General features: G+C 34.8%; 19 protein-coding genes. 11 read left to right on the top strand and 8 right to left on the bottom strand.

Annotated features, from left to right (window positions below; translation table 11 throughout):
• Positions 1-15 precede the first annotated feature (15 nt).
• Positions 16-1,716, top strand: coding sequence for a M4 family metallopeptidase (locus AC1Q51_RS23030; RefSeq protein WP_000730376.1), 1,701 nt, complete (start codon positions 16-18; stop codon positions 1,714-1,716).
• A 63-nt stretch (positions 1,717-1,779) separates the two neighbouring features.
• On the opposite strand, the gene AC1Q51_RS23025 is transcribed toward AC1Q51_RS23030, so the two are convergent.
• The gene (locus AC1Q51_RS23025) at positions 1,780-2,328 is read right to left on the bottom strand and encodes a TVP38/TMEM64 family protein (RefSeq protein WP_061661012.1); all 549 of its coding nucleotides are present in this window, start codon (positions 2,326-2,328) and stop codon (positions 1,780-1,782) included.
• A gap of 398 nt (positions 2,329-2,726) precedes the next feature.
• Between AC1Q51_RS23025 and AC1Q51_RS23020 the strand changes: the two genes are divergently transcribed.
• Positions 2,727-3,245, top strand: a complete 519-nt coding sequence (locus tag AC1Q51_RS23020; protein ID WP_000822706.1) for an RNase A-like domain-containing lipoprotein — start codon at positions 2,727-2,729, stop codon at positions 3,243-3,245.
• A 16-nt stretch (positions 3,246-3,261) separates the two neighbouring features.
• Positions 3,262-3,534: a hypothetical protein gene (locus tag AC1Q51_RS23015; protein ID WP_000288806.1), complete on the top strand. Its 273-nt coding sequence runs from the start codon at positions 3,262-3,264 to the stop codon at positions 3,532-3,534.
• 42 nt (positions 3,535-3,576) lie between these two features.
• Here the strand turns inward: AC1Q51_RS23015 and AC1Q51_RS23010 are convergent, their stop codons facing one another.
• The 3 genes from AC1Q51_RS23010 to AC1Q51_RS23000 all read right to left on the bottom strand — a co-directional run bounded on the left by AC1Q51_RS23010 (position 3,577) and on the right by AC1Q51_RS23000 (position 7,455).
• Positions 3,577-4,839 (bottom strand): VanW family protein, encoded by a 1,263-nt coding sequence (locus AC1Q51_RS23010; protein WP_492331738.1) that lies wholly within the window; start codon positions 4,837-4,839, stop codon positions 3,577-3,579.
• Between the two features lie 234 nt (positions 4,840-5,073).
• Complete coding sequence (locus AC1Q51_RS23005; protein WP_002153524.1) at positions 5,074-6,090, bottom strand: LCP family protein; 1,017 nt, start codon at positions 6,088-6,090, stop codon at positions 5,074-5,076.
• A 186-nt stretch (positions 6,091-6,276) separates the two neighbouring features.
• Positions 6,277-7,455: a NupC/NupG family nucleoside CNT transporter gene (locus AC1Q51_RS23000; RefSeq protein ID WP_061661013.1), complete on the bottom strand. Its 1,179-nt coding sequence runs from the start codon at positions 7,453-7,455 to the stop codon at positions 6,277-6,279.
• 91 nt (positions 7,456-7,546) lie between these two features.
• On the opposite strand from AC1Q51_RS23000, the gene gloA2 reads away from it, so the two are divergent.
• The 3 genes from gloA2 to aspA all read left to right on the top strand — a co-directional run bounded on the left by gloA2 (position 7,547) and on the right by aspA (position 10,947).
• Complete coding sequence (gloA2, locus tag AC1Q51_RS22995) at positions 7,547-7,933, top strand: SMU1112c/YaeR family gloxylase I-like metalloprotein (protein ID WP_001017682.1); 387 nt, start codon at positions 7,547-7,549, stop codon at positions 7,931-7,933.
• A gap of 108 nt (positions 7,934-8,041) precedes the next feature.
• Positions 8,042-9,340, top strand: a complete 1,299-nt coding sequence (locus AC1Q51_RS22990; RefSeq protein ID WP_000353320.1) for a hemolysin family protein — start codon at positions 8,042-8,044, stop codon at positions 9,338-9,340.
• A 173-nt stretch (positions 9,341-9,513) separates the two neighbouring features.
• Positions 9,514-10,947 (top strand): aspartate ammonia-lyase, encoded by a 1,434-nt coding sequence (aspA, locus tag AC1Q51_RS22985; RefSeq protein WP_075718941.1) that lies wholly within the window; start codon positions 9,514-9,516, stop codon positions 10,945-10,947.
• A 39-nt stretch (positions 10,948-10,986) separates the two neighbouring features.
• On the opposite strand, the gene AC1Q51_RS22980 is transcribed toward aspA, so the two are convergent.
• A complete protein-coding gene (locus tag AC1Q51_RS22980; RefSeq protein WP_000109093.1) occupies positions 10,987-12,606 on the bottom strand; it encodes an L-lactate permease in 1,620 nt (539 codons plus the stop codon).
• A gap of 819 nt (positions 12,607-13,425) precedes the next feature.
• On the opposite strand from AC1Q51_RS22980, the gene AC1Q51_RS22975 reads away from it, so the two are divergent.
• Positions 13,426-13,713 (top strand): ArsR/SmtB family transcription factor, encoded by a 288-nt coding sequence (locus AC1Q51_RS22975; RefSeq protein WP_000081428.1) that lies wholly within the window; start codon positions 13,426-13,428, stop codon positions 13,711-13,713.
• A gap of 191 nt (positions 13,714-13,904) precedes the next feature.
• Complete coding sequence (locus AC1Q51_RS22970) at positions 13,905-14,084, top strand: acid-soluble spore protein H (protein WP_000382679.1); 180 nt, start codon at positions 13,905-13,907, stop codon at positions 14,082-14,084.
• A gap of 41 nt (positions 14,085-14,125) precedes the next feature.
• Here AC1Q51_RS22970 and AC1Q51_RS22965 read toward each other — a convergent pair whose 3' ends face one another.
• Complete coding sequence (locus AC1Q51_RS22965) at positions 14,126-15,511, bottom strand: peptide MFS transporter (protein WP_069354950.1); 1,386 nt, start codon at positions 15,509-15,511, stop codon at positions 14,126-14,128.
• Between the two features lie 380 nt (positions 15,512-15,891).
• Positions 15,892-16,860, bottom strand: a complete 969-nt coding sequence (locus AC1Q51_RS22960; protein ID WP_001010277.1) for an ABC transporter substrate-binding protein — start codon at positions 16,858-16,860, stop codon at positions 15,892-15,894.
• Between the two features lie 172 nt (positions 16,861-17,032).
• Between AC1Q51_RS22960 and AC1Q51_RS22955 the strand changes: the two genes are divergently transcribed.
• From AC1Q51_RS22955 to AC1Q51_RS22945, 3 genes are read left to right on the top strand one after another with little or no spacing between them, the layout of a single operon-like run.
• Positions 17,033-18,037, top strand: a complete 1,005-nt coding sequence (locus tag AC1Q51_RS22955; protein ID WP_000925211.1) for a FecCD family ABC transporter permease — start codon at positions 17,033-17,035, stop codon at positions 18,035-18,037.
• The gene (locus tag AC1Q51_RS22950; protein WP_000760057.1) at positions 18,034-19,092 is read left to right on the top strand and encodes a FecCD family ABC transporter permease; all 1,059 of its coding nucleotides are present in this window, start codon (positions 18,034-18,036) and stop codon (positions 19,090-19,092) included. Before AC1Q51_RS22955 ends, AC1Q51_RS22950 begins: the two co-directional genes overlap by 4 nt.
• A 12-nt stretch (positions 19,093-19,104) precedes the next feature.
• The gene (locus AC1Q51_RS22945; RefSeq protein WP_001167953.1) at positions 19,105-19,926 is read left to right on the top strand and encodes an ABC transporter ATP-binding protein; all 822 of its coding nucleotides are present in this window, start codon (positions 19,105-19,107) and stop codon (positions 19,924-19,926) included.
• Between the two features lie 28 nt (positions 19,927-19,954).
• Here the strand turns inward: AC1Q51_RS22945 and AC1Q51_RS22940 are convergent, their stop codons facing one another.
• Positions 19,955-20,686, bottom strand: a complete 732-nt coding sequence (locus AC1Q51_RS22940; protein ID WP_492331737.1) for a class I SAM-dependent DNA methyltransferase — start codon at positions 20,684-20,686, stop codon at positions 19,955-19,957.
• Between the last annotated feature and the right edge of the window lie 150 nt (positions 20,687-20,836).

Here is a 20,836-nt window from a genome sequence, read left to right as displayed (position 1 = left end):
TTAGGGGGAAGGTTCATGAAAAAGAAAAGTTTAGCGTTAGTGTTAGCGACAGGAATGGCAGTTACAACGTTTGGAGGGACAGGCTCTGCATTTGCGGATTCTAAAAATGTACTCTCTACGAAGAAGTACAATGAGACAGTACAGTCACCTGAGTTTATTTCTGGTGATCTAACTGGAGCGACTGGTAAGAAAGCAGAATCTGTTGTGTTTGATTACTTAAACGCAGCAAAAGGTGATTACAAGCTAGGGGAAAAGAGTGCGCAAGATTCTTTCAAAGTGAAACAAGTGAAGAAAGATGCTGTAACTGATTCAACAGTAGTACGTATGCAACAAGTTTACGAAGGAGTACCTGTATGGGGTTCTACTCAAGTAGCTCACGTAAGTAAAGACGGTTCTTTAAAAGTATTGTCTGGAACAGTTGCACCTGATTTAGACAAAAAGGAAAAGTTAAAAAATAAAAATAAGATTGAAGGCGCAAAAGCAATTGAAATCGCGCAGCAAGATTTAGGGGTAACACCGAAATATGAGGTAGAACCAAAAGCGGACTTATATGTATATCAAAATGGTGAAGAAACAACATATGCATATGTTGTAAATCTAAATTTCTTAGATCCAAGTCCAGGAAACTACTACTATTTCATTGAAGCAGACAGCGGTAAAGTATTAAATAAATATAATAAATTGGATCATGTAGCAAATGAAGATAAATCACCAATTAAGCAAGAGGCTCCTAAACAGGATGCGAAAGCAGTAGTAAAACCTGTAACAGGAACAAATAAAGTAGGAACTGGTAAAGGTGTATTAGGAGATACGAAATCACTCAATACAACATTATCTGGCTCATCTTACTACTTACAAGATAATACGCGCGGAGCAACGATTTTCACATATGATGCGAAAAATCGTACTACATTGCCAGGAACTTTATGGGTAGATGCAGATAATGTTTTCAATGCAGCGTATGATGCAGCGGCAGTAGATGCTCATTACTATGCAGGTAAAACATATGATTATTATAAAGCTACATTTAATAGAAACTCTATTAATGATGCAGGGGCACCTTTAAAATCAACAGTTCATTACGGAAGTAAGTATAATAATGCATTCTGGAACGGCTCACAAATGGTATACGGAGATGGAGATGGTGTAACATTCACTTCATTATCTGGTGGAATTGACGTAATTGGTCACGAATTAACGCATGCTGTTACGGAAAATAGCTCGGACTTAATTTATCAAAATGAATCAGGAGCGTTAAATGAAGCGATTTCTGATATCTTTGGTACTTTAGTAGAATTCTATGATAACCGTAACCCAGATTGGGAGATTGGTGAAGATATTTACACGCCTGGTAAAGCGGGAGATGCGCTTCGCTCTATGAGTGATCCAGCGAAATATGGTGACCCAGACCATTATTCTAAGCGTTACACTGGTACTAGTGATAACGGTGGGGTTCATACAAACAGTGGTATCATTAACAAACAAGCTTATTTATTAGCAAATGGTGGTACGCATTCGGGTGTAACTGTAACGGGCATTGGTAAAGATAAGTTAGGTGCGATTTACTACCGTGCAAATACACAATATTTCACGCAATCTACTACATTTAGCCAAGCTCGTGCTGGTGCAGTACAAGCTGCAGCTGATTTATATGGTGCGACTTCTGCGGAAGTAGCGGCAGTTAAGCAATCGTTTAGTGCTGTTGGTATTAACTAAGGATTTAAAGGATAGCTATTAATAAAATACCTCAAAAATAAAGAAGGAGCATAGGCTCCTTCTTTATTTTTTTCTCCATTTTTTCCACAAATAATATAATCCGATACAACCTGCGATTGTCACAATCCACTTCGCTTCATTTGTTCCGTTCATGACTTGGTATGCCGAATATACTTCAATCAATAATGCCGGTATTTTACCTATTGTACTGGCAATACTGAAGGAGAGTAATGACATTTTCCCTAGAGCTGCAAATAAAGTCACGATACTTGATGGGATGAAAGGTATCAATCGAAACGATAGAACGAGTAGAAAGGCCTCTCTACCTTGTACATAAAGAAGACGCTCTACCTTTGGGTGCTTATTTACTTTATCGTGAGTGAACTTTTGAAGGCCTATGCGGTAAATATAAAACGAGATAATAGCCCCTAAGGCCTCACCTACGATCGAAATGATTGTGCCATTTGTTACACCGAAGAGCTGTATATTAATGGCGGTTAAAAAGATGCTAGGAATAACGCCTAAAAGACTAATGATGATGTTAATTAAGATACTAAGTGGAATTGCGATTGAATAGTATTCTGTTAAGAAATTTTGAATCGTTTCAGCCATTGTTTAAAATCCTTTATCTTTTTTTGCATTACACCATATTTCGTTTGTATAGGCAAGGGTAAATTTACATAATGTAGAAAAACGTTGATAAGAAGGGGTCTTTATACCTTATGTGGGTATTGGGTATATAAAAACAGGGGTATTTTAAAATGTTTTGAAAAATACTATAAAAACCTTTGTATGAAAGAGTTTTATAGTTATATTATCATTGTTTTTATATGGGAAATAATCATAAAATATAGGGGGTATATATTATAAAAGTCGAAAAATAGAGGATTGATGAAATTGCGCGGGTAAATATGGAAAAATAGATGAAAAAAATGAAAACTGATAGATTTTTTCGTTGTGAAATTGACTTTTAGTGAAGTTGCGATAATAATCATGAAAGAGGTGATATGATGAAACGAATAAGTAGTCTTTTCTTGAGTGGTTTATTGGCACTAATGCTGATCTTAAGTGGATGTGCAGGAAAAGAACAAAAAACAGAGAAACAAACAGGGAATCAATCGACATCAGTAGAAAAAATTAGTGATAATATTTTAGATGAAATGGAAGGGCCACCTAAAAATGGTCATACGATTGAAAGACATGTAGGCAAATCAGAAGAAGATTTGAAGAATCGCTTGAAGACAGATAAAGTATCAGCAGCAAGTACATACTATGACAAGGAAACAGCAACGAAAGCTGTAAAAGATAGTTTGAAGCAGCATGATAAGGAAATTCAAGACTGGTTAAAAAATTCTAAAGAGGCTCGTCTCGTATTAAATACAACACATTCATTCCCGGTTGGAAAAACGGTAATAAAGAAAAATATGAGTGTAAAAGACAAGTTGGTAAAAACTGTTACTGTTTTAGCAAGAGATAAGTCAGGAGAATTAGGGTTTAAGATTATTACTTCTTATCCATCTGATAAATAAGAAGGGGGAGTACATTATGTATACGACATTACAATACTTTCTTAAATCGTACTGTACGTTAAGTATTCATGAGGATGAAATAGTAAGCGTGATGGAAGAGTTTATTGAACAAGAAGACGAAGAAATCGTTTTGAAATTACGTGATGAATTAATAAATATGAAGAAAAAGAACGTGTGGGAAGAGGCGTGTGTATTAGCTGCGAAGGAAGGGAATCGTATGTGGTCTTTAGAAGAAACGAAAGACCATCTTGAAACTTTTTTACTATTACTGCAAAAGAAAAAGGCGTGATTAAATCACGCCTTTTTCTTTATGCTATTCGGTTGATATTATCTATTCTTTTGGAGCGCTTTTATATACGCTTTTTGAAATTTGTCCATTTGATATTACTGCCCCGTTTTGTGTTACTTTTTTATACGTAACCGCTGTGATTTTATCACTAGTCCTACTAATTACTTGGGAAGAAACTTCAACATTTTTACCAGTATTTGTACCGAAAATGCGTGTAGTAATACTACCTCCATTTGAAAATGCTTGAATATAAATATGATTGCCCGTATTATTTTTAAATTTTAAATCTGGACCATAATCTGCTACTGCTGCATCTTGCCCAAGTGGTAAATAATTTACCGGCATAGAATGATTGCTTCGAGAAACAATGCCTAAATCTGCCCTTAAAGCTGCGCTGTATAAAGTACTACTGACTTGGCAAACTCCTCCGCCTGCACTTTGTATTACTTTACCTTGTGAATATACTGCTGCAGATTTATAACCATGTGCAGCATCAGTTACGCCAACGCGGCCATTAAAACTAAATGTTTCATCAGGTGCGACAATAACCCCACTTAAAGTATTGGCTGACTTATTTACGTTAAATGATTGATTTCCGTTACGGCCGGCCATTGGAGTAGAATATTCAGCGATGACTTCTTTAATACCCATTTTCTGTATGTCTTCTGTAGAACGTTCTGGTTTTATAAATGTAACTGGCAATGTAACATCTGATTTACCAGTAGTAATAGCTTCGTTTGTTAAATCGTTTAGTTTCCCTTTATCAATTTTTTCTCCGTTTTGGCTTTGACTAACATTTACTGTTGAGCCTTCAATACTCAATTCTGCATTAACAGGATTTTTTAATGTTTCATTATATTTATCTTTTATAAAGGTTTCATAAGCTGTTGCATTTAATTGTGGTGTTAATTTATAGTCACGTTTTAATTCACCGTTTTCAGCTTGCTTACGCATTTTGTAACGATCCATTACGTTTCCTTCTTGTTCTTTGAAGATTTTGTCAATAATATCTTTCTCTTTATAATTTATCCCTAAATCTTTCCATGTGTAAGTTTGTTTATCGTTTTGGAATATGTAGGTAAGGGATTTTTGATCTAACTCAGTTACCTTTTGATTAATAATTGCTTGAATATCTTTCCTATTTTTTCCTTCGAGAGAAATACCTTCAAATGTAGTATTTGGTAATGCAGTAGTATTTAATTGATTATTTAATTTGGATACATATTGATATCCCCCAACACTGCCTACACAAAGTAATATGCCCCCAGCAATTGCAGAACCAATCAGTATTTTACTTAGCTTCATTTATTTCCCCCCAGAAATTTATGTATAAATATATGTATTACATTTTTTGTATAAAAATGATGAAAATAACATTATGTACGTACTAGTATACTATTATTTTCACTGTGTGTGTAATGTTTTCATAAAAAATGTTACATAGCTGTAATAATTGTCACTTCTTGTCACAATGTGTATGAAAAATATGTTGAAAAATATAATAAAAAGGCTGTCTAGAAAGATCTAGCAGCCTTTTTATTATAATTTTTTATGTTCATTTTTATTCGTAACACCGAGATGTTTTTGAAGGGTAGTTGAAATAGTGTCGACGCTTTTTTCATTTGGAACGTAATAATAAATACCACCTATATATTTATCTGTACCTTCTACTTGCATTTTTTCCATCTTTAAATTTGAATCCATTGAATTTTTTGTAATTGTCATCATATCATCAAACGTTAAATTGGTTTTTAAATCCTTATCGACAGCGTCTAGTAGGCCACCGATTTTATTAATGGAATTAAGAGATAGTGCCTTTTCAGCAATGGCCTCTAATACAAGCTGTTGTCGTTGGCCACGCATATAATCACTATCGATATGACGAGTTCTAGCTAGCGCCAATGCTTCTTCTCCATTTAAATGTTGACGTCCTTTTTTAAGATGAATTGCATCTGCTTCATCTTTACTATTTTGCTCTGTGAACTCAACTGGAACGTCTACAGTAATACCACCAAGAGAATCAACAATTTTAATAAAGGATTTAAAGTTGAATTTTACATAGTAATCAACTGGAACATCTAAAAAGTTCTCTACCGTATCAATTGTGCTGTCTACACCACCGAATACGTGCGCATGTGTAATTTTATCGTATTTATCACGTGATTTAATGTAGACGCGTGAGTCACGTGGAATGCTTACAAGTTTAACGGATTTATCGTTTTTATTAATTGTTGCAAGTAATAACGCATCTGTTCGAGTCGCTTTTCCATAACCTTTTTCCCTAATTTCACTTTCATCAACACCCATAATAAGTACGGAAATGTTGTCGGTCATAGGTTTAACAGCTTTTTCACGTTTACTGGACTTATCTCCTCGACCTAGTTCAGCATAAGCATTATTTAAGACGGACTTTGCTTTACTGTATATATGGAAGGAGTAGCCTCCTGCTCCAAGTGCTACAATTAGTAATGGAATAAGAAGGAACCAAAGTAGGCGTTTTTTCTTTGAGCGTCCTTTTTTGGCTCGCGTATTGTTGTTCGTGTCGGATTTCATCATTTTTTCTCCTTTAAAACTATCAAAGTGTATACATTTAGAAGTGTATTCAAACACATAAAAAATATTTTACGCTAAATAAAAGCGATTGTACATGTATAAAAAATAGATGTCTTGATTATTTATAAGACACCTATTCGTTATTGTATACAAAAGATAGGGATAAGAAAATGATAAAATTTTACCTAATTACAACATAATGCTTACGATAATTGCAGATAAAATGCTAACGAGAGTAGCTCCATATAGTAATTTAAGGCCAAACCTCGCAACAACGTTTCCTTGTTCCTCGTTTAGTCCTTTTACCGCACCTGAAATAATACCAATGGAAGAGAAATTGGCAAAAGACACAAGGAAAACAGAAATAATACCAACTGTACGGGGGGAAAGGCTATTAGAAATTTTACTGAGGTCCATCATTGCAACAAATTCATTTGTTACAAGCTTCGTTGCCATAATGCTGCCAGCTGCGACAATTTCAGAACTTGGTACACCGATAAGGAATGCGATAGGTGCAAATATATAGCCGATTAATTGTTGGAACGTAATACCGAATATAATGAGGAACAGGTCATTAATACAACTAATTAATGCGACGAATCCGATGAGCATAGCGCCGACAACAATGGCTACACGAAAACCATCAAGAATGTATTCTCCAAGCATTTCAAAAAAGCTCTGTTTTTCACCTTTGATTTCTAAAATATCTTCGTCATCTTTAACGTCGTAAGGGTTAATGATGAGTACGATAATAAAACCGCTAAATAAATTGAGAACGAGTGCAGTTACTACATATTTAGGTTCAATCATTGTCATATAGGCACCTACGATAGACATAGATACGGTTGACATAGCAGAGGCACAAAGTGTATAAAGACGGTGTTTTGGAATTTGAGCTAATTGCTTTTTCACTGTAATAAAAACTTCTGATTGGCCGACAATGGCAGAGGCAATAGCGTTGTAAGATTCTAATTTCCCAAGACCATTTATTTTACTAAGAAAGTACCCGATCCAATGAATAAAAAATGGTAGTATTTTGAAATGTTGTAATATGCCAATTAAAACAGAAATAAAGACGATTGGTAATAATACATTAAGGAAAAATGGCATTTCACCTTTATTTGCAAGACCACCAAATACGAAATTTATTCCATTAGCAGCATACTCGAGTAGCTTGGTAAACAAACTGGAAATGATTCTAATTAGTATGAGGCCGACTTCTGTATTTAGTAGTAAATAGGTTAAAATTAACTGTATAATAAGCATGATAAAAATTGGTTTAAATTTAATATGCTTCTTATTATTGCTAGCAATATAAGCGAGCAAGAAAACAACAATTAGTCCGAAGAAAAAAGTAATGAATTTCATGATAAGCCTCCTAAAAGAGATATTCTGCTATATATGTTTTTCATTTCAAGAGAGAATATGCATCTTTGGTAAAGAAAGGAATAGAGAGAGTATGAATATATGTAGAGTGCATCACGTTGCAATTATTTGTTCGAATTATGAGACGTCGAAGTATTTTTATACTAGAATATTAGGATTTAAAGAACTGAATGAAGTATATAGAAAGGAACGAGATTCTTATAAATTAGATTTATGTGTAGGAGAAGAGTATCAAATCGAATTATTTTCATTTCCAAATCCACCTGAGCGCAAAAGTTTTCCAGAAGCAGCAGGTCTTAGACATTTAGCATTTGCTGTTACAAATATAGAAGAAGCTGTGAAGCATTTAAATCAATGTGGTGTTGAGACAGAATCAATCCGTATTGATGAAATAACGGAGAAGAAATTCGTCTTTTTCCAAGATCCTGATGGTTTACCTTTAGAATTGTATGAGGTTTGAAAATTGGTGGATTTTATATAGAGTTGCTTTCCAATAATTGAAGAAACTAAAGTGAAACTTCTTTTTAAAAGGAGGTGTAACTTTAGCTAAGAAAGCTAAAGGACATATGTGGATATTTTAAAATTATTGATGGTAGTCATTCTTATTGGGTTAACAGCATTTTTTGTGGCTGTTGAGTTTGCAATTATTAAGGTACGTAGCAGTCGTATTGATCAACTCGTTAGCGAAAAAAGACGAGGTGCACTGGCAGCTAAAAAGGTAACTTCAAATTTAGATGAATATTTATCGGCCTGTCAGCTAGGTATTACAATTACTGCTTTAGGGCTCGGGTGGTTAGGGGAACCAACTATTAAACATTTACTTGAGCCGTTGTTTTTAAAATTACAATTCTCACCTGCAATTTCCAGTACAGTTTCATTTATTATTGCCTTTGCAGTAATTACATTTTTACATGTTGTCATTGGGGAACTTGCTCCAAAGACATTTGCTATACAAAAAGCAGAACAAGTTAGCTTATTGTTATCGAAACCACTTATTTATTTTTACCGAGTTATGTATCCGTTTATTTGGGCTTTGAATGGTTCAGCGAGGGTTGTTACTGGTTTATTCGGATTACATCCAGCTTCTGAACATGAAGTAGCTCATTCAGAAGAAGAATTAAGGTTAATCTTATCTGAGAGCTATGAGAGCGGAGAGATTAACCAAAGGGAATTTAAATATGTAAATAATATTTTTGAATTTGATAATAGAGTAGCAAAAGAAATTATGGTACCTCGTACGGAAGTTGTAGGCTTATATGAGGACGAACCATTTGAAACACATATTAAAGTAATCGCACAAGAAAAGTACACGAGATATCCTGTATTTGGTGAAGATAAAGATGAAATTATTGGGATGGTTAATGTAAAAGATTTATTTATTCGTTATATGGATGGGAATCGGGACGAGGAGTGCTCGATTATGCCATATACAAGGCCAGTTATTGAAGTGCTAGAAAATATTCCAATTCATGATTTGCTATTACAAATGCAAAGAAAACACATTCCATTAGCTGTATTGTATGATGAATATGGTGGTACAGCAGGGATTGTTACACTAGAAGATATTTTAGAAGAAATTGTTGGAGAAATTCGAGATGAATACGATGAAGATGAGAATCCACCTATAGAGCATGTAAGTGAAGGGTATAAAATCGTAGAGGGAAAAGTGCTTATTAGTGAAGTAAATGATTTGCTTGGCATACATTTAATTGCTGATGATGTAGATACAATTGGTGGCTGGATTATGGTACAAAAACAAATCGTTGCTGAAGGAGATGTTATTGAGAAACACGGTTTTTATTTTAAAGTCCTTGAAAAGGATATGCATCAAATTAAACGAGTGGAAATAAGGAAAGTAGAAGAATGATTTTCTATAAACTTTAATAAAAAGGATATACAGAAAAATAAATGTTTGCGCTTTCAAAAAAGGTGCTATATAGTGAAGGTGGATACTGAAAAATTCTTCTGAATGATACTCGTGTTTTTAGAGGGCGGATTTTTTGGATAAGGATTTAGAATGAAAAAGTATAGGTGATAAAAATGATAGCAACGAAGGATATACGTATAGAAAAAGATTTTTTAGGTGAAAAAGAAGTACCAAGTGCAGCTTATTATGGTGTACAAACATTACGTGCCGTAGAAAACTTCCCAATTACAGGATATCGCATTCATCCATCACTCATTACAGCAATGGCAATTGTGAAAAAAGCGGCGGCGCTTGCGAATATAGATACTGGTTACTTAGCTAAAGACATTGGATATGAAATTGCAGAAGCAGCGCAAGAAATTGTTGATGGAAAGTTTCATGATCAATTTATCGTGGATCCTATTCAAGGCGGAGCCGGAACTTCTATTAATATGAATACAAATGAAGTAATTGCGAATAGAGCGTTAGAACGTATGGGATATGAAAAAGGGGCGTATGCGAAAATTAGCCCAAACACTCATGTGAACATGGCCCAATCAACGAACGATGCGTTTCCAACAGGGATTCATATTGCAACTCTTATGATGTTAGAAAAGCTTCTTATTACAATGGAAGAACTTCATTCTGCTTTTCGTAAAAAAGCAAAAGAGTTTGATCACGTTATTAAAATGGGACGCACACATTTACAAGATGCAGTTCCAATTCGCCTTGGGCAAGAATTTGAAGCGTATAGCCGAGTGCTTGCGCGTGATATAAAAAGAATTAAACAGTCTCGTCAACATTTATATGAAGTGAATATGGGGGCGACAGCTGTTGGTACAGGATTAAATGCAAATCCTACGTATATTGAACAAGTAGTAAAACATTTAAGAACGTTTAGTGGATTCCCACTTGTTGGTGCAGAGCATTTAGTTGATGCAACGCAAAATACAGATGCATACACAGAAGTATCTGCAGCACTTAAAGTATGTATGATGAACATGTCTAAAATTGCAAACGATCTTCGTATTATGGCGTCTGGTCCACGTGTTGGGTTAGCTGAAATTCAATTGCCAGCACGTCAGCCGGGTTCATCGATTATGCCAGGTAAAGTAAATCCAGTTATGGCAGAAGTGATTAACCAAGTCGCATTCCAAGTAATCGGAAACGATCATACAATTTGCTTAGCATCAGAAGCAGGACAATTAGAGTTAAACGTAATGGAGCCTGTGCTTGTATTTAATTTAATTCAATCTATAAGTATTATGAATAATGGATTCCGTGTATTCCGTGAATATTGTATTGAAGGAATTACAGCAAATGAAGAATTGCTGAAGCAATATGTTGAGAAAAGTGTTGGAATTATTACAGCAGTTAATCCTCATATTGGTTATGAAGCAGCATCTCGTATTGCACGTGAAGCAATTGAAACAGGAAAATCTGTTAGGGAGTTATGTTTAGAACATGGTGTACTGACAGAAGAGGAATTGGATATTATTTTAGATCCATTCGAAATGACTCACCCTGAAATTGCTGGAGCTTCTTTATTAAAAAATAAAAAAATGTAATGTGAAAAACACCGATCCATTTGGATCGGTGTTTTATTTTTAAAAGATATTAAATACAGCGTTTAATTGAAGTAAGCTAATAACAGCTAAGAAAATTAAACTGTATTTCATTGCTGTTTTAAATAGAGCAGATTCTTTACCAACTAGTCCAACTGCGGCACAAGCAACTGCTACAGATTGTGGTGAAACCATTTTTGCCATTGTACCACCTACTACGTTTAAGGCAACGAGTGTAGAAGGAACGATGTTTAACTGGTCTGCCGTTACTGCTTGAAGTGGTGCAAATAAAGAACCACTTGAAACTACTGAACCTGTAATGAATACGCCAATCCATCCTAAGATTGGAGAAAGAACTGGGAATGCATTACCAGTAGAAGAGAATGCAAGTCCAAGTGTAGATGACATACCAGAGTAGTTCTCTACGTAAGCTAAAGCGATAACGCTACAAATTGTATATACTGGAGCTTTTAATTCTTTCATTGTTTCAATCATTAATTCTTTAACCATTTTACCTTTTACGCGGTAAACGATAAGTGAAACGATAATTGCTAGTACAATCGCAGTAGTTGTAGAAGAGAATACATCGAATTTGAAAACAGCTGCGAAAGGTGTATCAGCTTTTGTAATTGGTGTAGTTTTCATAACAGCATTATGAAGACCAGGGAACTGAATGTTAAATACTAAGTTTGCTAACGCACCATCTGGAGCAAATAAAGCTTTAATCGGTTTTAAGTTAAAGATTGTTACAAATGCAGTTAAGAATACGAATGGAGACCAAGCATATAAAATTTGATTGAATGTATGTGATACTTTAGTTTCTTGTTTTTCTTCTTTAGTAGAAGATTTTGGTTGCCAAACACGTAAGAATAATGCAAGAGCAATCATACTTACAACGGCTGCGAAAATATTAGTAAGTTCTGCACCTAAGAAGTAAGTTACAGCGAATTGAGTAATTGCGAAAGAAACACCACTTACAAGAATACCTTGCCAAGTTTCTTTAATACCTTTAATTCCATCGACCATTGAAACAAGTAAGAAAGGTAAGATGATACTAATGAAAGGTAAAATAAGAACAGTTTGACGACCGATAGTTAATGCGTCAAGTTCAGTTAATTGTGCTGGTACTGTAACTGGAATACCCATAGCACCCATAGCACCACCAGCGATATTAGCTACTAAACAAATACCTGCTGCTTTTAATGGGTTAAATCCCATACCTACAAGTAGTGCAGCTGTAATAGCAACTGGAACCCCTAGACCAGCTGCGCCTTCTAAGAAAGCACCGAAAGAATAAGCGATTAATAATACTTGTAAACGTTGATCATTTGTAATGCTTGAAATACTATCGCGAATAATATTGAATTGCTCTGTTTTAACAGTTAATTTGTAAAGGAAAATTGCGGCGATAACGATAGTACAAATTGGATAAAATCCAGATAAGACACCGAATCCGGCAGATGCTACAGCTACTGTTGCTGGCATTTTATAAACAAATATTGCAAGGATAATAGCGACAATCACACTATAAAGACCAGCCATGTAACTTTTCATTTTGAATCCCATTAAACAAATGATGAAACAAAAGATTGGAAGTGCTGCGATTAGTGCAGATAACCAAATATTGTTTAATGGGTCATAAATTTGTGTCCAAGTACTCATAATAATGACAACTCCTATCTATTATATGTGAAGAAATTCACATTATTTGTGAAACTATTCACAATCAACTTACATGCTTAGTATATTCTCCTTCAACACTATTGTCAACGTAAAAAAGTATAATTATTCCATAATAGTGTTAAAAGAAAAGCTTTGTTCATAAAGTAGACAAAAAACACACTCAAATGAATTTAAGTGTGCTGTATAAGTTATTTACATATTATTTTGCTTATTCAGATGGCATGTTCCTTATAGGCGTATATTAGATGCCATCTTTTATATCGAGTATAAAGTTTGATATATGAACTGATCTGTCCTGTTTGATCTAGTGAGGGAGGAATGGTGAGTGGATTTAATAGGAAGTTTTGCACAACAGTCCAACCGCTTGCAATACGAATAAAAAATTAGAAACAATTTTTTAATACCACATCATCTCTTTTTACTGAAAATTCCTTTTAGCGTAACAAAGAGGTTAAGTATAGTTCAGCTACATTACGATAGGTTATCAATTATAGACGGTATTTTACAATACCGTTACTGTGCATTTCAATGAGGTGAAAATATAACAAAAAGCCTGATAAAACAACGTTTGCAAGCAAAGTATTCGTAGGCCATTATTTTGCTTTTTCGTTATATCATATAGTATAATATTCAAAATCAACAAGGATTTTTTCCTGAATTTTTGTTGATGAAAATGGAAAAATTTTTCGGCTTTATAGGTTGATAAAGTTATGTCGTAACAGGAAATATAAGAACAGATATATAAATAAATAAAAAGAACATAAAAACGCAAATAAAAACGAAAATGAGGGGAACTTTATGAGCCAAAATCAATTCGAATGTCGTATTTCAGAAGAAGATGTACAAATGTTAAGAGCGTTAGCTCACCCACTTCGTCTACGTCTAGTAATGGAACTTATGCAAAGAGGAACATGTAATGTAACACAACTACAGGAAGTATTAGAAATTCCGCAATCAACGGTTTCACAACATTTAACGAAGTTAAAGCAAAATAAAGTAGTGCGCTTTGAAAGACGAGGATTAGAAGTGTATTACCAAATCCATAATGATAAAGTAAGTGCGGTAGTAAAAACATTATTTTCTTAAAATTTGAATATTATGGAAAAAGACGTGTAGAATATACGTCTTTTTTTATTTGTCGGAAAGGTAGCGAGAGAGTAAATATTAGCATGTGAGGAAGAAATGACTATCAATCAACATGCTGCTTTACGGAATATATTCTAAAAGGAAAAGAAAAAATAGAAAGGAGTGCAGTAAGCAAAAGGAGGGATATTAGTATGGATGTGAAACGTGTGAAACAAATCTTATCTTCTTCAAGTAGAATTGACGTTACATATGAGGGCGTACCAGTATGGATTGAGAGCTGTGATGAGCAGAAGGGGAGTGCTCAAGTGTATGATGTATCTAATCCTGGTGAGAGCGTTCATGTGGACGTGACAGCTTTAGAGGAGAAATAATAAAAAAGACGCTTCTAATTTTAGAAGCGTCTTTTTTTGTATTATTCCATCATACTCGCAACTTTTTTAGAGAAGAGAAGGAGTACAAGTCCTAAGACGATAACGATAATACCAATACTTGCAAATACTTCAAGGTATCCTAATGATTGTGTAAAGGAAGCAAGTTTACCAGCTAACCAGTTAGCCATACCTGAACCAGCTAACCATACACCCATTAGTAATGATGCTAATTTAACAGGTGCAATTGCACTTACCATTGATAGACCGATTGGTGATAAGAATAGTTCTCCAATTGTATGGAACATATAAGTGATAACGATGAATAATAAGTTTGCTTTAACAGTTATATCAGCTTCACTACTTCCAGTTTTTAGAACCGCTAATGTTAAAACCAGGTAACCTATACCTAGTAAAATCATACCAAATGCCATTTTTGTTGGTATTTTTAAATCGCCACGCTTTGATTTAGAAAGTTTTAACCATAGCATAGATACGAATGGTGCAAGGAGTACGATGAACGCTGGATTAACGGATTGGAACCAAGATGTTGGAACTTCCCATCCAAAAATTGTACGATCAACAAATTTATCTGTATAGAGTGTTAAAGAACTACCAGCTTGTTCAAAGCCTGCCCAGAAGAATACTACGAAACAAGTTAAAATTACAATTGCCCAAGTGCGATTTTTTTCTTGTTTTGTTAAAGGTTTCTTTTCGATTGCAGGTTGATTTTTTGTTTTTTTACCAACAATTGTTGTTCCTGCTGTACCAAGGTAGCGAGGAGCTAATAAGTTGAAAACAATTTGTCCAATAATCATACCGATACAAGCTGCTAAGAATCCGTATTTATATCCCATAACCATAACGCCATCAACGCTTGTTTTAAAGAAATCTTCTGCTAAAAATCCACAAATAAGTGGAGCGAAGAAAGCACCTACGTTAATACCCATATAGAAGATAGTAAATGCACTGTCACGACGTGAATCATTTTCACCATATAATTCACCTAACAGTGTAGAAATATTTGGTTTGAAGAACCCATTACCAATAACTAATAGTATTAATCCTAGAAATAGTCCTGTTTTTGTATTCATTGAGAATAGTACAAAGTTGCCGATTGCCATAATAATTCCGCCGAGAGTAATGGCATGACGTCTTGTGATATAATGATCCGTTAGCCATCCGCCTATAATTGGCATGAAATATACTGCCGCTGTAAAAGTACCATATAATTGCACTGCGACTGCCTTATCAAATCCTAACCCACCACTAACAGCAGCAGTTGTTAAATAAAGAACTAAAAGGCCACGCATTCCATAATAACTAAATCTTTCCCACATTTCTGTTAAGAACAACAAATACAACCCTGGTGGATGTTTTTTTGGTGATTGTTGCTCTCCAGCTTTGTCTAATTTTAAAGCTGCATCCATTTTTGTTTCCCCCTAATCCTGTATAACGGATATTTATGTAATCATTTTAATTTACAAAATATTTAGAAGTCAATAGAATTATATGGAAATAGAAAGAAAATTTCTAAAAAAGTTCTATTTTTCTTCAACCGTTACTGTATTTTGCCCTGAAAACGAGATGATAAGCGTTTTCAAATGTAATAATTGAATTCTAAAAGAAAATAAAATAGTGATTAATCAGAAAATTTAGATTAAAAAATCTATTCTGATATAAAGAAAATATATTCTATTTACTTTTATAATATAACATATTGGGAATAAAAATACAAAATGAAATAATGTGACACTTCAGTGAAATGAAAAAACCAGCTCCATCAAAGAGAGAGCTGGTTAGAATAAAATTATTTAACAAAGCGTTTTTCGATATCATCTAATAGTAGGTTAGCAGCCATTACACCACCAGCTGTATTCCAAATAACGTCATCAACTTTGTATGCTTTACCATTTTTCACTGCATTTAAATTTTTAAATAGCGGATCATTGATATATTCTTTTTCTAATTCAGAGCCTTTTTTCTCATTTCCTTTATCGAATGTGAAGTAGAATAATACGTCGCCATCCATTGCAGAAATACGTTCTTTAGATACGTTACGCTCTGCAAAGTCGTCTTTATTTTGATCTCCAGGACGTTTAAATCCAAGTTCTTTTAAAATAACACCAGAGAATGTATCGCCATGATAAATACGAACATCACCAGGCATGAAACGAACCATAGAGATTTCTTGATTTACTTTATCGCCAAGTTTGCCTTTTAAATCTTTCATACGTGATTCGTAATCAGCTACAACTTTTTGACCTTCTTTTTCTTTATTTAATGCTTTTGCATAAAATTTGAAGTTATCTTTCCATTCCCCACGTAATGTTTCTGAGAACACAGTAGGTGCAATTGCTTTTAGTTGTTCGTACACTTTTTCGTGACGCATTTTGTTACCGATAATTAAGTCTGGTTTTAAAGAAGCAATTGTTTCAACGTTAACTTGTCCTTCATCACCAACAACTTTTACATCTTTCATTTTATCCTTAATATGTGGATACCATGGATCACCAGTCCAAGACTTTACAGCACCAACTGGTTTCACACCTAATTCAAGTAAAGCTTCAGTTCCTTCATTTGTTAAGATAACTACACGTTTTGGATTAGCAGGAACTTCTGTTTTACCCATTGCATGTTCTACAGTAACCACTTCTTTTTTATTATCTTCTTTTGTAGATTCTTCTTTGTTATTTGATTTTCCACAAGCGCTTAAAAGCATTGAAAATGCTAGTAAAAATACAAATACTGTAAACGATTTTTTCCGCATGAAATTCATTATGTACCCCCTACATGTTGAGAATATTTTTCAATAGCAAGCATGATATTAAGCCTTTATCTTTTGATTGTCAATACATATGGTTGAAAATAATTCTCATTTCCGTTGACAATAAGAATTAAGTTGAAATACACTTACAACGTATCATTATACATTGAAGGGGAAACGCTGCATGTTATTAAAAACAAATCAAGCAAAATGGATTGGATTATTTGTTGGAATCATTGCAGTCGTTATTTGTATTTGGGGAAGTATTATTTTCGGATATACAAATACGAGCTGGAAATTAGCGCTAGATGCTTTTTTCCATTTTAATGGTTCTAATGAACATATTATTATTCAAAATGTGCGCCTTCCAAGGGCACTTATAGCAGCAAGTGTTGGTGCTAGTTTAGCCATCGCGGGTTGTCTTATGCAAACTTTAACTAAGAATCCACTTGCTTCTCCAGATTTTATTGGATTAAATTCAGGTGCTGCGTTCTTCATAGTTGTAGCAATTGTAATCTTTTCAGTAACATCATTATCAGCTTTCACATGGATTGCCTTTTTAGGAGCGGCGGTTGCCGCTGTACTTGTATTTGCTTCTAGTTCTTTAGGAAAAGAAGGGACTACTCCTCTTAAGTTAACGTTAGCAGGGGTCGCAATTAGTGCGTTATTTTCATCATTAACACAAGGATTACTTGTGTTAAATGAAAAAGCGCTTGAAGAGGTATTATTTTGGCTTGCCGGATCTGTGCAAGGGAGAAAGTTAGAAATTTTACAATCTGTATTCCCATATTTATTAATAGGATGGATTGCGTCTCTTATGATGGCAGGGAAAGTAAATACATTGATGATGGGAGAAGACGTCGCGAAAGGACTTGGACAACGAACAATTTTAATGAAATCATTCGTGTTACTTATTATTGTACTATTGTCTGGTGGTTCAGTTGCGGTTGCTGGCCCAATTGGATTTATTGGAATTATTACTCCGCATTTTGCTAGATTTCTTGTTGGAGTTGACCACAGATGGAGAGTGCCTTATAGCGGATTGTTAGGTGCAATACTACTAATATTGGCTGATATAGCAGCAAGATATGTCATTATGCCACAAGAAGTACCAGTAGGAGTTATGACAGCATTTATTGGAGCACCGTTCTTTATTTATATTGCACGTAAGAGAGGGCTTAGCAAATGAAGAAATATATTCCGTTTCGTATAGGAAAAGGCGAGCTCTCGTTTTTAATGTATAAACGAGCTTGTCTCGTCTTGTTAAGTTTACTAGTTGTTTTAATAGGATTATTCTTTGCGAGCGCAGGTATGGGAGACATGAAAATTGCTCCTTATGACGTATGGCAAGCAATTACCGGAAATGGCGATGCAATGTCAAATATGGTTGTAAATAAGTTTCGTATGCCACGTATTTTAATTGCTATCCTCGTAGGAATTGCGCTTGCGGTAGCGGGCTGTATTTTACAAGGGCTCGTTCGAAATCCGCTTGCTTCTCCTGATATCATCGGGATTACGGGCGGGGCAAGTGTCGCAGTTGTATTATTTTTAGCGCTATTTAGTGATAAAAATAATGCACTAACGGTAAGTATTCATTATATGCCGCTCGCAGCTTTTGCAGGAGCAACGATTGTAGCGGTTTTTGTATACTTATTTGCATGGAAAAATGATGGATTATCACCAATTAGTCTCGTTTTAATTGGTGTTGGATTTTGGGCATTAACGAAGGCGGCGACAACATTATTTATGTTACTAGCACCAATTTATCAAGCGAGCCAAGCGAATGTATGGATTACGGGTACCGTTTACGGCTCTTCTTGGCAAAATGTTATGGTACTTGCGCCTTGGGTTCTCATTTTAACAGTAATATCATTTATCGCAGCTAGGCATTTAAATGCACAAGAGCTAGGGGATGATATAGCGGTAGGACTTGGGGTTCCTTTAACGAAGTCGCGTGTATTTATGTTATTACTTAGTACAGCTTTAATTGGTGGTGCGGTAGCTTTTGCCGGAGGGATTGGATTTGTCGGTTTAATGGCACCTCATATTTCACGAAGATTAGTTGGTTCTTTATACGGTGCATTACTCCCAGTTGCAGCTATTGTCGGTGCAATTCTAGTACTTGCTGCAGATTTAATAGGGCGTACAATTTTCACACCACTTGAAATTCCAGCAGGGGTATTTACATCAGCAATTGGTGCACCTTATTTCATTTATTTACTTTATAAAAGTCGGAATTCATAAAGGGAGATGAATATGCAAAAAGCATTGGAGACGAAACGCTTGACGTTGTCTTATGGTGAAACAATTATTATTGATGAGCTGAACTTAGAAATTCCAAAAGGTGAAATTACAATTTTTATCGGTTCTAACGGTTGCGGGAAATCAACTTTATTACGTTCACTAGCCAGATTATTAAAGCCAACAAATGGTGATATTTTGTTAGATAATCAAGCAATTCAAAGTATGCAAACGAAGCAAATTGCTCGTCAAATGGCGATTTTACCGCAAGGACCACAAGCACCAGAAGGACTTACAGTATTACAACTTGTAAAGCAAGGACGCTATCCATATCAAACATGGCTGAAGCAATGGTCAGAAAAAGACGAGGAAATGGTACAGAAGGCACTTGCAGCAACAGGTATGACAGAATTTGCTGAGCGTGATGTGCATGCTCTTTCAGGTGGGCAGCGTCAACGTGCTTGGATCGCAATGACACTTGCACAAGATACAGATATCATTTTACTGGATGAGCCAACTACATACTTAGATATGACTCACCAAATTGAAGTGTTAGATTTATTATTCGAATTAAATGAAACAGAACAAAGAACAATTGTTATGGTATTACATGATCTGAATTTAGCATGCCGCTATGCAGATAACATTGTAGCAATTCAAGATAAACAAATATATGCACAAGGTAAACCTGAAGAAGTGGTAGATGAGAAACTAGTACGTGATGTATTCCGAATGGAGTGTCAAATTAGTACGGATCCGTTGTTTGGAACACCGCTTTGTATCCCTCACGGAAGAGGAAGACGTGTAGTTAAAGAAGTTGCTCAGGCAATGAGATAAAAAAACGATGAGTGAGTCATCGTTTTTTTTATTTGGTACAAGAAAATAACAGGAAGAGAGGAATACGTAAGCGACGTTTATACTCTTCTTCATCTTGAAAATAGGTTGGATTTGGTGTAGCTTCTTTTAATGATGTAATGGTAAATCCGGCTTGCTGTAATAATGTGAAATACTCTTCCGTTGTACGATGATATTTAATAACTTCTTGGTCAATCCATGGTTCAACCCGTTTGCCTAGTTTAAAATAATCATCGACGAGCCAACTCGTTCTTTTAGCACTTGTTTGTAAGCTTTCAAATGAAGAAGTAATAACGAGATGTTGAACACTAAAGGTAAAGGTGCCATTTGTTTTTAAAGTTTGAAACACATTTTGAAAAATGATATCAAGATGTTCAATATAATGTAAGGCGAGTCTAGAGGTTACTAAATCAAAAGTGGAAGAGGGATAGGTATAATCTTTGAGGTTTAAAAAATGAACAGATCCATTTTTATTTTCTAGTTGTTTTTTAGCTTTTCCATACATAAGCTCGGAGCCTTCAATGCCGGTGTAAGAGTAGCATCCCTTCTCTAATAATTCCGCACCAAACTTAGCATCACCACAGCCTAAATCGAGAATTTGTTTTCCTTGCACATGACCAATGAACTGAAAGAATACTGGTTTTTCAATGGATTCATTTGGGCTATTTTCTCGGTATCTTCGTTTCATATATTGTTCGAAAAATGCTGTGTTATTGTATACATCAGATTCTGTAAATGCCATGTTTGAAGCCTCCCTAAATATTTTTTAATTCTATCAAATATGAAAAGTAAATGATAGATTTATTGTAATGAATCATATATAATCTAGAATTGTAAGCGGTTACTTTAAACTATTTTTCTATAATAAATTCTGAAAACGTGTTAAGCTAGT

It is taken from the genome of Bacillus sp. MT94 (genome assembly GCF_058792475.1).
The sequence above is the reverse complement of the archived record's forward strand: the minus strand, read 5'-3'. Positions and strand labels throughout refer to the sequence as shown.